Source organism: Bacillus gaemokensis (assembly GCF_001590835.1).
GTDB lineage: Bacteria > Bacillota > Bacilli > Bacillales > Bacillaceae_G > Bacillus_A > Bacillus_A gaemokensis.
In genome coordinates, this window is the sequence record NZ_LTAQ01000005.1 from 102,737 (window position 1) to 118,895 (window position 16,159).

The window sequence follows — 16,159 nt, forward strand, 5'->3', positions numbered from 1 at the left end:
TTTTTTATATTTTGTAAGTAAAAATCCTATCTTAAATAATTAATTATTCAGAATATTATTTATTTAAAGTGAGATTCAAGTTATAATAACATTTAACTTGGTGAAGAAAGGAAGAGGATAAATGGATCTGGCAAAAGAGGTTGTTCTTTCGAAAAATCAATTAATAGCATGGAGAAGGCATTTTCATAAGTATCCAGAACTGTCATTTCAAGAAGAACAAACATCGCAATTCGTATTTGACATACTTCAAACAATTCCTCATCTAGAAATCTCACGACCGACAAAGTATAGCATCATGGCAAAACTAACTGGTAAACAACCTGGAAAAACTATTGCCATTCGTGCTGACATGGACGCGCTTCCTATTCAAGAAGAAAATCAGTTTGAATTTATTTCTACCTATCCAGGTGTGATGCACGCATGTGGACATGATGGTCATATTGCAATGTTGCTTGGTACGGTATATGCACTTGTAGAGCAAAGGGAAAAAATTAAAGGTGAAATTCGCTTTTTGTTTCAACATGCCGAAGAGAATTTTCCAGGTGGTGCTGGGGAGATGGTTGCAGCAGGCGTGATGGAAAATGTTGATTATATTATTGGAGCACACCTTTGGGCTTCGCTAGAAGTCGGGAAAATCGGGGTGATTTATGGTCCAGCAATGGCGGCACCTGATGTGTTTAAAATTACAATAGAAGGAAAAGGAGGGCATGCAGGTATTCCACATGAAACAGTTGATAGTATTGCAATCGGTACACAAGTAGTTGTACAACTGCAACAAATTGTATCGCGTCTTACAAACCCATTGGATTCTCTCGTTTTATCAGTTACACAATTTCATGCTGGTACAGCGCATAATGTAATCCCAGAACATGCAGAAATCGAAGGGACCGTGAGAAGTTTAAAGCATGAATTACGAGAAGACACAGCTCGGAAGATTGAAAGGATTGTTAAATATATTACAGAATCTTATGGTGCAAATTACAAATTTTCATATGAGTATGGATACCGCCCAGTTGTAAACGATGAGAAGGTTACACAACTTGTGGAAAATACAGCATTACAACTTTACGGAAGGGACCGGGTAGTTCGTTTACAGCCAACGATGGCAGGAGAAGATTTCTCAGCTTTTTTACAAGAAGCACCGGGGACTTTTTTCTTCATTGGCGCTGGAAACACGAAGAAGGGTATCGTATATCCACATCATCATCCCCGTTTTACAATTGATGAGGATGCATTGCCGATTGGAGTAGAAGTTTTTGTTTCATCTGTTTTGAACTTTATGAACGAAGGAGAATGAGATGAAAAAAATACACGTATTAGCGCTTATTCCAGTTCTTTGTTTAGTTATTGGACCTGTATTTACAAATTCAGTCACTCCTTACGTATTAGGGATGCCATTTCTGTTGTTTTGGATTTTATTATCTGTATTCATTACTTCTTTTTGTATGGGACTTCTGTATTGGTTAGACCCTGCGAATAAGGGGGGGACGGAATGACAGCACTTATCATTATTACTTTGTTTTTATGTTTTTCTTTATTTTTAGGAATTCGTGCACAACGTGGAAAAGATATGAACTTAGAGCAATGGTCAGTCGGTGGAAGAGGATTTGGAACCATTTTCGTTTTTCTTCTTATGGCAGGAGAGATTTACACGACTTTTACATTTTTAGGTGGCAGCGGCTGGGCATATAGCAAGGGGGCACCTACTTTTTATATTTTAGGATACGGGGCATTAGCATATATTTTATCTTACTTCTTATTGCCACCGGTTTGGAAGTATGCAAAACAGCATGGACTTGTCTCGCAATCTGATTTCTTTACAAAAAAATATAATAGTAAGACGTTAGGAATCATTGTCTCGATTATTGGAGTGGTGTCCATTATTCCGTATCTTGTTCTCCAGCTAAAGGGATTAGGGATTATTGTTTCTGAAGCATCATATGGAAAAGTATCACCAGTTTTTGCAGTATGGATCGGTGCAATTACGATTACAATATATGTGATGATTTCTGGTATACACGGTTCGGCCTGGACTGCTGCGCTAAAGGATATTATGATTTTAGTTATCGTTCTGTTTTTAGGAATATATTTACCGTATCATTATTACGGAGGATTTCAGCCAATGTTTGAAGCGGTAGAAGCAGCGAAGCCAGGATTTTTAACTTTACCTGAACAGGGAATGAGTATTTCTTGGTTTGTTTCTACTATTATATTAACAGCACTCGGATTTTATATGTGGCCACATACGTTTGCTTCAGCTTTTTCGGCGAAAAGTGAAAAGGTTTTTCGGAAAAATGCGGCAATTATGCCACTTTATTCACTTGTTTTACTTTTTGTCTTTTTTGCTGGGTTCGCAGCCATTTTACAAGTGCCAGGATTACAGGGAGCTGACGCAGATTTATCTCTATTTCGCCTTGCTATTCAAACATTTGACCCGTGGTTTATTGGTATTATCGGTAGCGCTGGATTATTAACTGCCCTTGTACCAGGATCTATGCTCGTTATGGCAGCTTCGACATTGCTTGCAAAGAATATTTATCAGGTTCTTGCGCCATCTGTTTCAGATAAGCAGGTAACAAGAGCTGCTAAGCTATTTGTTCCTGTTGTGACACTTGTAGCTGTCTTTTTTACATTTAAAGGCGGGGAAACAATTGGTGCACTTCTTTTAATGGGGTATAGCATTGTAACACAGCTTTTTCCTGCACTTGTATGTAGTTTATTTCGTCGTCAGGTTGTCACAAAACAAGGAGCTATTGCTGGGATGGGTATGGGGCTTTTAATTGTTGCTTATATTACGTTATCTGGCTCCACGATAGCGAACATGTTTCCATCCTTTCCGCAATATATTAAGGATTTAAATGTGGGGATTGTTGCGTTAGGCGTAAATATTATCGTTATGTTAGTAGTGAGTATTGTGACTAGAGATATTGAAGTGAAGCGCAATTCTACTGTGTTAGAGAAATAGGAGTGGCATGCAACGAAAAAAGCTATCTTACTTTAGTGAGATAGCTTTTTTCGTTGCATACATTTTCCCGAGATGGAGAAATATAACGGTAACATCTTGAGAGGAAAGTTAGGTGAGGAAGATGACGAATTTAGAGGCAAACTTATCTGCAATTACAAAATCTATTCGAGAGACACTACAGTCTCCTAATGATTTAACAGTACGAGAGTTTGCACTTTCTTGTTCATCTACTCGATGTGCGGTTATTTTTCTATGTGGGCTTACAGACAAAGATTTAGTTTATCGATTTGTTATCCGGACTTTACAACAAGAAGAGATTCCGAATAAAGCCCCAATCATCCAGACTTTATTAGACAGGTTTATTTCTATAGGTGAAGTAAATACAGTAAAGATGTTGTCAGATGTTATTAATTCCGTTTTAGTAGGGGATACCATTATCTTAATCGATGGAATACCTCATGCATTAGTGATCAATAGTCGAGCGTGGGAAAGAAGAAGTTTGGAGCCGCCGATAACGGAAAATATTATTCGAGGTCCTAAAGTAGGATTCACTGAGGATATTGCAACGAATAAAATGTTAATCAGGCGTGATTTACGTGATCCGAAACTCCGATTTCAATCTTATATTATGGGGAAGCGTTCTCAAAAAGAAGTTACATTAATTTATATTGAAGATATTATTAATCCGTATATTGTAGCAGAATTAAAGCGGCGATTACAGTCAATTAAAACAGATATGATATTAGACTCTGGAAAGATTGAGCAGCTACTTGAGGATAATAATCTGTCTCCTTTTCCACAATTTTTAAATACAGAAAGGCCAGATAGAGCGGTAGCCTCTTTAGCGAAAGGAAAAGCAGTTATTTTAGTAGATGGATCGCCGTTTGCGGTTATTGCACCTATGGTTATTGTTGATATTTTTCAATCGCCAGAAGATCATTATGAAAGGTGGATTATTGGCACCTTGCTAAGAGGGCTTCGTATGGTAGCTGGACTTATGGCAATCTTACTCCCCGCAGTATATGTTGCACTTGTTTCTTATCATCAAGGCCTCATCCCATCTAATCTCGCGTATTCGATTGCTGGAGCGAGGGAAGGCGTTCCTTTTCCTGCTTATATTGAAACGATTATTATGACGTTAACGATGGAGTTAATTCGAGAGGCGGGACTTCGGTTACCTAAACAAATCGGACAAACCGTTGGGATTGTAGGGGGGCTTGTTATTGGGGAAGCTGCGGTAAGTGCTGGGATTGTCAATCCTTTTATGGTTATTGTTATTGCTGTTACAGCTATCGCTACCTTTTCCTTACCTGTGTATAGCATAACAATTACATTTCGTTTTTTGTTATTTGGGTTTATTTTAGCAGCTACTATGTTTGGACTATATGGGATTATTCTGGCGCTAATTGCATTAGCGATCCATCTTGTCAATTTAAAAAGTGTTGGAGTCCCGTATTTTACTCCATTAGCTCCGGCTTTTTATAAAGATTGGAAAGATGAAGTGGCATTGTTGCCGAAGTCAATGTTAAAGAAGAGACCTGAATATTTGCAAACAAAAGATGAAACATTACGTTCAAAGGAGAGAAAATAAATTGAAACCGTTTGAATACGGAGATGAAGAAATTGGATCTCGCGAGCTAACATTTGCAGTGATTTCGGTCATTATAGGTACAGGAGCACTTTCGATGCCTCGTGTAATTGCAGAAAAGACGCTTTTTACAGACGGCTGGATAATACTATTTCTGGGTGGGTTAATTTGTGCGTTTTTTGCTTGGGCTATTACTAAAATAGCAAATTTATTCCCAAAACAAACGTTTTTTCAATATACAAGCGTATACTTATCGAAGCCGGTAGCCTTTAGTGTCACAATTGTTTTGGTGTTAACATTTTCTGGGATTACTGCGTATCAAGCGCGAGCAATTTCAATTATTTCACAAACATATTTATTTAGTAAAACACCTATTGAATTGTTATCATTTTTTTACTTACTTGTTGTTATTTATGGTATAAGCGGTTCTAGAGCAGCATTACTCCGTCTTAACCTGTTATTTTTGCCAATTGTAGCGAGTGCTATTTTTGCTTTATCGTTATTAAATATAAATTTAATGGATACTGATAATTTGCTCCCGCTTTTCAAAACGAAATGGAGCCAATATGCTCTCGGGATGAAGGAATCGATATTTACATTTATTGGATTTGAGGTAGTTTTATTTTATTCTTCAATTGTGAAGCAAAAAGACAAAGCCCCTTTAGCTGCTGCAAAGGGAGTGATGATTACCAATTTATTATATATCCTCATTTACCTCACTTGTATTACTGTCTTTTCGTATTCTACAACGAAAAGTTTAACATATCCTGTTATTGAGTTAGGAAAGGAGATTGAAATTGCTGGAGGGTTTCTAGAACGTTTTGATGCCATTTTCTTTACGACTTGGATTATTACAATTTTTAATACGACTGCTATGTATTATGATATCGCTGTGATGGGCTTTTGTTCGATGTTTCCTTCTATTAAAAAGAAAACATTTATTTTTGTAAGTGCACCAATTATTTATCTATTTAATATGCTTCCTGAAAATGTTACGAAGTTAACTCAATATGGTGTCTACTTAGCTTGGGTTGATATGGCATGCATTATCAGTGTCCCTGTGCTTGTCTTCATTATTTATAAAATAAGAGGGGGCAAGAATAATGAATCGTCTTCATAAATGTATTTGTTGTATTATTCTGTTTTTATGTATAAGTGGTTGCTCAGAACGAAAAGAAATTGAAGAGAGGGGCTTTGTTGTAGGAGCAGCTTTTGATGTTGCGAAAGAGGATGAAGGAGAAAGTGATTCAAAGAAACCACCTCGTATGAAAGGAACATACCAACTTGTTTTGCCGAGTTCGTTAGCACAACAGGGAGGAAAAAGTGAAGGTGGAGATAGTTATATCAATATTAATGCAACTGCTGATAGTGTTTTTGCACAAATTCGCGAGATATCAAAAAAAATTAGTCGTTCTTTGTTTTTTCCACATATTCAAGTTGTTGTTTTTTCAAAAGACTTATTAAAGCAACAAAACCTTTTAGAACAAACGTTAGATGTTTTTTTTCGTGATCATGAAATGAGGAGGAATATTAGGATTTTTGTCTCTAAAGGTCGAGCTGAAAAGATTTTACAGCAAAGATCGAAACCAGAAAATTTACCAGCGAAATATATTGATTTGTTAGCAGATCATGCAGAAGTTAATGCGTATATGTTAGAAGCAGTTCGTATTGGTGATGTACAAGAAATGATGAATGCTAAAAAAAGTTTTGTGCTTCCAGTTTTACAATTAACAAAACAAGTTGTGAAAATGGAAGGTGCCGCTGTATTTAAAGGGAGGGATAATAAACTGATTGGTCTTTTAACCGGAAAAGATACGCAAGGATTAAATTATATAATTGGAAAGAAAGCGAGTGGTTTTGTAACCATTCGAAAAGAGAAAGAAACAATCACGTATGAAATCCACAAATTAAGACGAAAAATACATGCTTCTTTCGCAGAACCACGTCATCCGAAGTTTACAGTTGATATTTATCCTGAAGGTGTACTAGCAGAGGTATATTTAGGTGGGGAAGGGAAGGTATGGAGTGAAAAGCAAATGAATACATACATCTCTAAAGAGATGAAAAGTATAGCAATGAGAACGATAAAAAAGGTGCAAAAAGGTTTTAAAACAGATGTTTTGGAGTTAGGAGAGTATTATAAGCGGCATAATTATAAAGAGTGGAAGAAGGTAGAAAAAAATTGGGATAGGGGAGAGAACTATTTTTCTAAGAGTGACATCGTTGTTCGGGTTCATCCGATAGTAGAACATTCAGGGTCTTTGGTGCCCAAAGGTGGTCAGTGATGTAGAGGGTAAGTTCATCTTTTTTAATGTTAAGAGGAGGGATAATATGAAAATGCCATCTACTCTTACGGTTATAAATACCATTTTGATGGGTACTATCCCATACGCTGCTTATTTTTTGAATAAGAAAATTAAAAAATATGGTGCACAACCGTGGGAAAATCCAAATGAAGATGAAAAAGGAAACCTGTAGCTCAGGTTTCCTTTTATATATCATTATAAATTTTAGCGGAATCGAGTGAATAATATTCCGTAAGAGTTTAGTTGGTGAAAGGCAACCATCAGTAGGAGAGAATAAGAGCTCCTGCTGATGGAAGTTTCACTTTATACAAGCCCTAACCAATGTACCAATTGCGCGGTGAGGAATGTAACAACAATGGCGATAACGGTAGGGATTGCAAACGATAGAAATGTCCATTTTGTGCTTTTTGTTTCTTTATATATGTTAACCAATGTTGTTCCACATGGGAAATGAAGAAGTGAGAATAACATTGTGTTTAACGCAGTTAACCAAGTCCAACCATTCTCCAAGAAAAGATTTTTAATTTGATTTAAATCATCTATTTCAGTCAAGGAACCAGTTGATAAATAAGACATTAATAAAATTGGTATAACAATTTCATTGGCGGGTAGTCCGAGAATAAATGCGGCTAGAATAAAACCGTCAAGACCTAGTAGTTTAGCGAATGGATCCAAGAAATTCACAAAATACATCAGTAGGCTTGTGTCGCCAACAAAAATATTTGCTAACACCCAAGTTAATATAGCGGCAGGTGCAGCTACAATCACTGCGCGTTTTAAAACATATAATGACTTATCAAGTGTTGAACGTACAATTGTGTTCAAAATTTTAGGCTTACGGTATGGTGGCAATTCTAACGTATAGTGGGTTGGAACGCCCTTTAGAGCAGTTTTTGATAATATCCAAGATACGCTTAACGTTACAATAACTCCAATTACAACCATTCCAACTACAACACCTGCTGTGACAAGGGTTTGCATACTACCTGTATATCCAGCGGCCATAAATAATGATGCCATTAAGATTAATGTAGGCCAGCGTCCGTTACATGGAACAAAGTTGTTTGTTAAAATTGCTAGCATACGCTCGCGTGGTGATTCGATAATACGTGTTGACATAATAGCTGCAGCGTTACAGCCGAATCCCATTGCCATTGTTAAGGATTGTTTTCCGTGTGCACCACTGCGTTTGAATAAACGATCCATGTTAAATGCAACACGTGGTAAGTATCCGTAGTTTTCTAATAATGCAAACATTGGGAAGAAAATCGCCATAGGCGGTAACATAACACTAATAACAGCTCCAGTACCGCGGAATAAGCCAAGAATTAAGATGCCATGTACCCATTCTGGTGCGTGCATCGCTTGGAACCAAGAGGTTAAATAACCTTCCGCCCATCCGAAAAATTCAGCAATCATATCAGATGGAACGTTAGCTCCGGCGATTGTAAGATAAAAAATAACAGATAAAATTCCGAGCATAATTGGAAATCCAAAAATGGGAGAAGTGAAAATTTTATCTAGTTTCTCTGAACGATATAATTTATCGGTATTCGTGTATTGAACTGCTTCTTTACATATACTTGCGGAAGTTCGATAAATATCACCCACGATATCATCTCGTATATCCTCTTTTGTAAGTGTTTGAGCGTGCTGAACGATATAATCTAACGGCAGAGCCTTACTGGCTGAGTGAGATTCCATTTATTACGACCTCCCTTACAAGTGGTTCTTTATGATGTTTTTGAAGTGTGGCTAGAAAATTTTTATCCCCATCTAGTATTCGTAGTGCAACCCAGCGTGCAGGGTATGTATCGCCGAATACTTTATAAATTTGTGGTTCTAATTCTTGAATCATATTTTCAATTTGTTCATTATAAGTAACTTGAACTGGTGTAGGAATTAATTTTTTATTAGCTACTTTAGCAATAACATTTAATAAATGACTGATTCCAACCCGATTTCGAGCTGAAATTTTAACTACAGGCACGCCGAGTGACTTTGCTAATTTCTTCTCATCAATGACAATACCTTTTTTTTCTGCTTCATCTATTAAGTTAATGCACACGACAACGTCTTTTGTCATTTCCATAACTTGCAGTGCCAAGTTTAAATTTCTTTCCATTGCAGTTGCATCTATAACTACTACAGTTACCTCAGGTTTTTCGAAAATAATATAATCTCGTGCTACTTCTTCATCTGTAGAGTTTGAGTATAGGGAGTATGTTCCAGGTAAATCAATTATGGTATACGTACTTCCATTATGTTCATATTCGCCTTCTGCTTTTAATACAGTTTTGCCGGTCCAGTTCCCTGTATGTTGTTTTAATCCTGTTAATGTATTAAATAATGTACTTTTCCCAGTGTTAGGGTTTCCTGCTAGTGCAATGCGATGGTTTTTCATTCTAAATCATCTCCTATTAATATCCCGAAAATAAGGGAACTTTCTTCACTACGCAGTGCTATAGTAGTATTGCTCACTTGATATGCAGTTGGATCTCCAAGCGGACTTCTTTGCAATACTTTAATGGTAGCCCCAGGGATAAAGCCTAAATCTAATAAACGACGTTTCATAGTTCCTTCTAATTGTATCTTCTCGATTTGTACAAACTCGCCTGTTCGGAATGCGGAAAGGGGTTTGGTATTAGCCGATACCATAAAAGTTACCTCTTCTCTATATTTTTAGTTTTAGTTTAAAAAGTTTACCTAGGGAAACTTTTTGCTATTAATATAGTAGACTACATTGGACGATGTTGTCAATTGGTACTTTAAAAATATTCAATTATTTTTAGAATTGTTCCAATTTATTTAGTTGTACCGAAAAATATTACTGAAATTATGTGGGATAAATGTGGAAGTAGGATTATAAAACTTTAAAAATGAAAGGGGTTTGTAAATATATCTGTAATATAAGGTGTGAAACGTAGAATTTTATTTACGATAAATTTACATTATTAAAAGTAAATTTACAATATGATCTATTTTGTGTGGATTCTTTTGGTTTTTCTAATAAAAAGAGTTGGAATGCATGGGTTTTGAGGTATATTACCCCTATTTACTTAAAATTAAAAATTGCTTAACACTAACACAATATTACTGTCCTACAATGAATTTGTATTCGAAAGAAGTAGATGAATTTGAAAAAGTGATAATCCAAATGGGGGTACAAGACATGGTCATGAAAAAAGGTTTGAAGTTTTCGTTAGCGGCATTAGTAGTTGCTGGTGCTTTAGTTGGGTGCGGTAAATCAGAAAGCACGAATAGTAAAGAAACTGCTAAAGGTAGTAATGATACAAAGCAAGAATTATCGGGTACCATTGCAGCTGCTGGTTCTACAGCTCTTCAACCTCTTGCTGAAGAAGCTGGTAAGAAATTTATGGAAAAGAATTCTAAAGTTTCTATTCAAGTTCAAGGTGGCGGTAGTGGAACAGGGATTAACCAAGTAGCTTCTGGTGCGGTTCAAATTGGTAACTCTGATGTTCCAGCTGCAGATAAAATAAAAGATCCAGAAAAAGCGAAAGAATTAGTAGATAACAAAGTTGCAGGTATTGCATTTGCACTTGTTATAAATAAAGATGTGAAAGTTGATAACTTAACTGTTAAACAAGTACAAGATATCTTCACTGGAAAAGTTACAAACTGGAAAGAAGTAGGCGGCAAAGATGAGAAAATTAATGTAGTAAACCGTCCGGCATCTTCTGGTACACGTGCTACATTTGAAAAAACAATTATGAAAGATGCGAAGATTAATGATGGAACAGGTACAACGCAAGATTCTAACGGTGCGGTAGAACAAGCGATTAACTCTACTCCAGGTTCAATCAGTTATCTTGCAATGTCTTATATGGTAGGAGACAAAAAAGGCTCGTTACAAACTGTGAAAATTGATGGTGCAGAGCCAAAAGTTGAAAATATTTCTTCTGGTAAATATCCATTCTGGTCTTACGAATACATGGTAACTAAAGGGGAAGCGAAAGAAGCTACAAAAGCTTATATCGATTATGTAAAAGGCAAAGACTTTGAAAAACAAGTTGAAGACATGGGATATATCCCAATGTCTAAACTGAATAAATAAAACATTCAACAGGGCTGGCTGCGAGGCCAGTCTTGTTCATTTCAATCTATAAAGTGGGGTTATGTCCTGTGATGAAGGGGAAAAAACAAATTAACTACGTAAAAAGTGAATATATAGGAAGATCGCTTGTTACGTTTTGCGGTATATTTATTGTTCTTGTTACATTGGCAATCATTGCATTTATTTGTGGGAAAGGAATTCAATCTTTTACGCAAAGTGGCATTTCATTTTCTGAAGTACTGACATCAACGAAATGGAATCCGAATGCTGATAAAGGGTCGTTTGGTGCCCTAATCTTTATTGTAGGTTCGACGCTTGTGTCGTTAGGTGCAGTTGTTATTAGTGCGCCAATCGCGCTAGCTCTTGCGATATTTATGAATTTAATTTCACCAAAGTTTGGAAATAAAGTATTAAAGCCTGTTTTGGAATTGTTGGTTGGAATTCCTTCGGTAGTATATGGATTGTTAGGGGTTACTATTTTAGTTCCTCTGTTACGTGATTCATTCGGTGGAGTTGGTTTTAGTTTAATTGCAGGTATTGTTGTATTAAGTATTATGATTTTACCTACTATTGCTAGTATTGCTTCTGACGCAATACGTTCTGTTCCGTTCGATTATTTGGAAGCCTCATATGGTTTAGGTTCGACGAAATGGCAAGCGATTAGCCGTGTCATTGTTCCTGCTGCTAAAAAAGGTATTTTAACGGGAATTGTTTTAGGATTAGCGCGTGCTTTTGGGGAAGCGTTAGCTGTTCAAATGGTAATTGGGAATACGGTTAAATTGCCTGAAGGAATATATAGTCCAACGGCGACATTGACAGGTATTTTAACGATGGATATGACAAATACATTAAATGGAACAGCTTGGAACAATGCTTTATGGACATTGGCAATGATATTACTTGTTATTTCATTCCTATTTATTTTAGTAATTCGAGCGATTGGACAAAGAGGTGAACGATGACGATGAATGCAAGAACGGTAAATAAAATTTGGACAGGTATTTTATATGGAGTTGCAGCGCTTGTAGTGGCATTGCTTGTTTTCTTAATGTATGAAATCTTGCAAAAGGGCTGGGGATTTTGGGATCCGAGTTTCTTATTTGGGGAACCAAGTAATACAAGAGCTGGGGGAGGAATTGGTCCGCAATTATTTAATTCTTTCTATATGCTTGTTATCACACTTATTATTTCAATTCCACTTGGATTAGGGGCTGGAATCTATCTAGCGGAGTATGCGAAACAAGGGCGGTTTCTAGGTTTCGTTCGTTTGTGTATTGAAACGATGGCATCATTGCCTTCTATCGTTGTTGGGTTATTTGGTTTGTTAGTATTTGTTACAATGACAGGATGGGGCTATACGGTAATGGGTGGTGCACTTGCTTTAACGATTTTGAATTTACCAGGTCTAACACGTGTTTGTGAAAATGCAATTATAGAAGTTCCTGCCAACGTAAAAGAAGCGAGTCTTGGACTGGGCGCAACAAAATGGCAAACGATTGTACGGATTATTATTCCAACATCATTGCCACAAATTATCACGGGAATTATTTTAGCGGCAGGTCGTATATTTGGTGAGGCAGCGGCGTTAATTTATACAGCGGGATTAACATCACCGATTTTAAATTCTGCTGCTGATTTTTCAAGTCCGGCACATCCGTTGAATCCATTTAGACCAGCCGAAACATTAGCGGTTCATATTTGGAAATTAAATTCTGAAGGGATTATCCCTGATGCGAAATTAATTGCAACAAAATCTGCAGCGGTATTAATCATTATGGTATTACTGTTTAATATTATTGCTCGTTTTACAGCATCGGTACTTCATAAACGTTTTACGGGAACGAAAAAAACGCGTAAAACAGCGAAAGCAAAAGCGGCTTAAACGCTTGGTTTATATTTTTGAATGAAAGCTCTCTGTTTATAAAAACAGGGGGCTTTTTGTGTGATCTTAATATGTAAAGTGGATTCAGTAATTTCGGTTATAGCAGGAGTTATTGATAAAATATTGTATATGTAAATTATGTACGCAAAAGCTGGAATAGAAATAGGGAAGGTGTTTTTTATGTTTTTTCTTCAAATGTCAGGTTTTTCGGGCTCGGGAAAATCAACTCTTTCTAGATATATAGCAAAAAATACAGGTGCAATTGTGATTGATCATGATATTGTGAAAACGGCCTTACTAGAGTCGTTGGAAACTCGTCAGATTGAAACAACGGCCGCTGGTGGAGTTTCATATGACATCGAATGGGCCTTAATAGACTTTCAATTATCTGAGGGGCATAGTGTGATATTGGATAGCCTGTGTCTCTACAAGGAAATGCTTGAAAAGAGAATGAGGTTGTCTAAGAAACATCATGTGAAATACAAATATGTCGAATGTTATCTTAATAATATAGAAGAAATTAATAATAGGTTAAAGACACGAGAGCGAATGATCAGTCAAATTGAGAAAGTGGAATCTGAAGAAGCGTTTAAAAAGTGGGTAGATGCTAGTAAAAAACCATCAAATTTTACATATTTTATTGTAGATTCTGGAGAACCTTTAGAAAATTATATAGACAAAGTGATGGTTTATATTAATGAATAACGAAAGTTCATTACATCATCTATACTTTTTAGTTTTGTTTCGACCATTTCAGCAGCTCTTTTTAAATTTGTTTCGTTGGTTGCTGTCACGTTAAATTGTAAGCTATTTCCACCACCGAAATTAGAATAGCTTGTTTTTATATAATCGAATTCAGCTGGTCCGAAATCTTTATTCTCTTTTTTGAATTTTTCGACATATTGATCGATATTAGATCCTTTTTTGAAGACTACAAATATAGATGCAAGGTTATTTTTAGTTGTTTGTCCCCACTGTGCATCCTCAGCACTTGATCCCATTCGTAAAATCACATCTGTTACATCACTGTTAGAAAGTAATTTTTTTTCGAAATCAAAGGCTTTTTGTTTTCTAGACTCAAGATCGTAATTTGTTGGGAATGTCATATTAATTGAAAGCATCGTATCGTCTTCTGATTTTATATTTGCTTTTGGTAGTATTATATATGCTGCAATTGATCCAGCAAATAATAAGAAAGAAGAGAATAAAATAATAAACTTATGCGAAAGTGCCCAGTTTAAAGTAGCTGTATATCTTCTTGAAGATTGTGGTTTGCGCTGTCTTGTTTTTTTGAGTAATAAAAATGCCATAAGTGGAACAACTGTTAGTGCGACAACTAATGAAGAAAGTATAGAGTATACAACTGCTAATACCATAGGTAACATAAGTTTACCAATTGTACCTAATACGAGACCAATGGGTAAAAACACAGCGACTGTTGTTAATGTAGAAGAAGTAATCGCAACGGCCACCTCTTTTGTGGCATCTAGAATGATGTCTTTTGAAAAGGGATCCTTTTGTAGACGCCGGAAAATATTTTCAATGACAACAATGCTATCGTCAACGAGACGCCCAACAGCAACTGCTAATCCCCCAAGAGTTAAAATGTTTAACGTAATATTCGATTGGTCGAGCAAAAAAAGTGTGAGTAAAATTGATAACGGAATACTAACAACAGCAATAAGAGTTGTTCGAATGCTACGTAAAAAGACTAAAATGATAAATGTCGCAGCGATCGCTCCTAAAATGACTTCTTTTCCCATGCTTATAACAGCATTTTCGACTTGTTCGTGAGTAGAGGATAGTAACTTAATTGTGTAAGTATCTTTATATTCTTTGCTTATATTTTTAATTTTTTTATCGATTGCTTTCCCAATTTTAACTGCGTTTTTGCTAGGTTCTTTCATAATAACTAATCCAGTGCCCTCTTCGCCATTTACATGTGAAACAGTGTCGTAATGTTGTTTTGCTTCTACTTGAGCTATATCCTGTTACTTTACTTGAGGTGCAAGTGCCATGTTTTTTACTTCGTCTACACTTTGTACATTTTCGATGATACGAAGGTTGTGGTCTTCGTTATTTACAGTGATCTGTCCAGCTGGAGTGGAAGTTTCTTTGCTTTGTAAAGCAGTTAATACTTGCTGAGATGTTACGTTTTTATCTTTCATTTGATCTGGGTCTAATATGATAGATAGCTCAGATGTTGATTTGCCATAATACATGACGTTAGCGACGCCGTCGATACTTTCAAGTTGTGGGAGGATTTCTTTTTCAATCTGTTTTTCATCGGCTTTTGTAAAACCATTCTGTTTTTGAATGGTAATCTGTGCGAGTGGAATCATAGAGGCATTAAGTTGGCTGACGACGGGTTTTGTAATTTCTTTTGGAAAATTCACGTTGCCAGTAATCTTTTCGACTTCGCGTGCTGCATCTTTCATGTTAGCTTTAGATGTGTATGCGATATCGATACGCGATAAACCTTCGTGAGTAGAAGATGTAATCGTATCAACATGTTCTAGATTTCGAAATTGTTTTTCAAGAGGCTCAGTGACCTCTTTTGTCATCGTTTCGGCATCTAGTCCTTGAGATAGTGTAGTAACAGTTACTGTGGGAACGTCGACGCTAGGTAGAAACTCCATTGGTAATTTTGATCCAGAATACACACCGAGTACAGAAATAAGAAAGACCATGATGATAATGGCGGCTCGGTTTTTTAATGAGAACTTTGTTAACCTATCCATAAATTGATTCCTCCAGTGAGTCGTTATTGTTTTACATTTTTAACTATATAACAAAATATGGATGTTTTTCATTGGGGAAATGTAAAAAAATTCTAAAATCAACCTTAAGACTGAGAGATGCTTTTTGTTTTTAGAAAAAACAATTTCCCTAATTAAAAAGAGAATGGGAGTGAAGGATGTCTAATTTGGAGAAGTGATATTTTGTAAATGAGAGGGTAATAGGTGTTTGATGAGGAAGTGTTTTTGCTAGGACAGAAACAGTAGAATCCCCCACCTCAAGCTCATGTAGAGGTAGTTCAATAATAGGGGATGGAAGTATCATTGATTAGATGATAAAGTAATTTTATATTTTTTTAAAAAAACACTTGCGCTTTAAAAGACAGGGTGATATATTAATAAACGTCGCTGATGCGGAAAAGCAGAGAGCGAAAAGAAATAAAACAATTTGTTGACATTGAATTAAGAGGATGTTAACATAAAAAAGTCGCTCGAGAGCGGCGGACAAGTTCTTTGAAAACTGAACGAAACAAACAATGTGCAACGTCAATTTTTATTTTTATGATGCTAGACAAACTAACTTTATTGGAGAGTTTGATCCTGGC

Annotated in this window: 14 protein-coding genes and 1 pseudogene; 11 read left to right on the forward strand and 4 right to left on the reverse strand. The window is 36.2% G+C overall.

The features are described 5' to 3' along the window. Positions 1 to 121: 121 nt before the first annotated feature. The 7 genes from AZF08_RS08425 to AZF08_RS30445 all read left to right on the forward strand — a co-directional run bounded on the left by AZF08_RS08425 (position 122) and on the right by AZF08_RS30445 (position 7,031). Positions 122 to 1,297, forward strand: coding sequence for an amidohydrolase (locus AZF08_RS08425; protein ID WP_033675110.1), 1,176 nt, complete (start codon positions 122 to 124; stop codon positions 1,295 to 1,297). Between the two features lies 1 nt (position 1,298). Continuing rightward, positions 1,299 to 1,496 carry a DUF3311 domain-containing protein gene (locus AZF08_RS08430; RefSeq protein WP_033675109.1) on the forward strand — a complete coding sequence of 66 codons (198 nt, stop codon included), beginning with the start codon at positions 1,299 to 1,301 and terminating at the stop codon, positions 1,494 to 1,496. Further along, entirely contained in the window at positions 1,493 to 2,965 is a 1,473-nt protein-coding gene (locus tag AZF08_RS08435; protein ID WP_033675108.1) for a sodium:solute symporter family protein, read from the forward strand. The genes AZF08_RS08430 and AZF08_RS08435 overlap by 4 nt, the downstream gene beginning before the upstream one ends. 121 nt (positions 2,966 to 3,086) lie before the next feature. Further along, positions 3,087 to 4,556: a spore germination protein gene (locus AZF08_RS08440; RefSeq protein ID WP_033675107.1), complete on the forward strand. Its 1,470-nt coding sequence runs from the start codon at positions 3,087 to 3,089 to the stop codon at positions 4,554 to 4,556. 1 nt (position 4,557) lies between these two features. Next, on the forward strand, positions 4,558 to 5,673 hold the full coding sequence (locus AZF08_RS08445) for a GerAB/ArcD/ProY family transporter (protein ID WP_033675106.1): 1,116 nt from the start codon (positions 4,558 to 4,560) through the stop codon (positions 5,671 to 5,673). Beyond that, complete coding sequence (locus AZF08_RS08450) at positions 5,657 to 6,838, forward strand: Ger(x)C family spore germination protein (protein ID WP_033675105.1); 1,182 nt, start codon at positions 5,657 to 5,659, stop codon at positions 6,836 to 6,838. The genes AZF08_RS08445 and AZF08_RS08450 overlap by 17 nt, the downstream gene beginning before the upstream one ends. Before the next feature lie 46 nt (positions 6,839 to 6,884). Continuing rightward, the gene (locus tag AZF08_RS30445) at positions 6,885 to 7,031 is read left to right on the forward strand and encodes a hypothetical protein (protein ID WP_156029120.1); all 147 of its coding nucleotides are present in this window, start codon (positions 6,885 to 6,887) and stop codon (positions 7,029 to 7,031) included. A gap of 131 nt (positions 7,032 to 7,162) precedes the next feature. Here AZF08_RS30445 and AZF08_RS08455 read toward each other — a convergent pair whose 3' ends face one another. Genes AZF08_RS08455 through AZF08_RS08465 form a run of 3 tightly spaced genes read right to left on the reverse strand, consistent with a single transcriptional unit; the run spans position 7,163 to position 9,517 of the window. Further along, positions 7,163 to 8,563 carry a nucleoside recognition domain-containing protein gene (locus AZF08_RS08455; RefSeq protein ID WP_033675104.1) on the reverse strand — a complete coding sequence of 467 codons (1,401 nt, stop codon included), beginning with the start codon at positions 8,561 to 8,563 and terminating at the stop codon, positions 7,163 to 7,165. Next, entirely contained in the window at positions 8,541 to 9,263 is a 723-nt protein-coding gene (locus AZF08_RS08460; RefSeq protein ID WP_033675103.1) for a FeoB small GTPase domain-containing protein, read from the reverse strand. The genes AZF08_RS08455 and AZF08_RS08460 overlap by 23 nt, the downstream gene beginning before the upstream one ends. Then, positions 9,260 to 9,517, reverse strand: coding sequence for a FeoA family protein (locus AZF08_RS08465; protein ID WP_033675102.1), 258 nt, complete (start codon positions 9,515 to 9,517; stop codon positions 9,260 to 9,262). Before AZF08_RS08465 ends, AZF08_RS08460 begins: the two co-directional genes overlap by 4 nt. 514 nt (positions 9,518 to 10,031) lie before the next feature. Between AZF08_RS08465 and AZF08_RS08470 the strand changes: the two genes are divergently transcribed. The 4 genes from AZF08_RS08470 to AZF08_RS08485 all read left to right on the forward strand — a co-directional run bounded on the left by AZF08_RS08470 (position 10,032) and on the right by AZF08_RS08485 (position 13,521). After that, positions 10,032 to 10,934: a phosphate ABC transporter substrate-binding protein PstS family protein gene (locus tag AZF08_RS08470; protein ID WP_033675198.1), complete on the forward strand. Its 903-nt coding sequence runs from the start codon at positions 10,032 to 10,034 to the stop codon at positions 10,932 to 10,934. Positions 10,935 to 11,005: 71 nt separating this feature from the next. Further along, the gene (gene pstC / locus AZF08_RS08475) at positions 11,006 to 11,896 is read left to right on the forward strand and encodes a phosphate ABC transporter permease subunit PstC (protein WP_033675197.1); all 891 of its coding nucleotides are present in this window, start codon (positions 11,006 to 11,008) and stop codon (positions 11,894 to 11,896) included. A gap of 2 nt (positions 11,897 to 11,898) precedes the next feature. Beyond that, complete coding sequence (pstA, locus tag AZF08_RS08480) at positions 11,899 to 12,816, forward strand: phosphate ABC transporter permease PstA (RefSeq protein WP_033675196.1); 918 nt, start codon at positions 11,899 to 11,901, stop codon at positions 12,814 to 12,816. A gap of 180 nt (positions 12,817 to 12,996) precedes the next feature. Then, the gene (locus AZF08_RS08485) at positions 12,997 to 13,521 is read left to right on the forward strand and encodes an AAA family ATPase (RefSeq protein WP_033675195.1); all 525 of its coding nucleotides are present in this window, start codon (positions 12,997 to 12,999) and stop codon (positions 13,519 to 13,521) included. Here the strand turns inward: AZF08_RS08485 and AZF08_RS08490 are convergent. After that, positions 13,512 to 15,557, reverse strand: a pseudogene (locus AZF08_RS08490) (efflux RND transporter permease subunit); the annotation flags it as partial. The gene AZF08_RS08485 and the pseudogene AZF08_RS08490 overlap by 10 nt on opposite strands. Positions 15,558 to 16,159 lie beyond the last annotated feature (602 nt).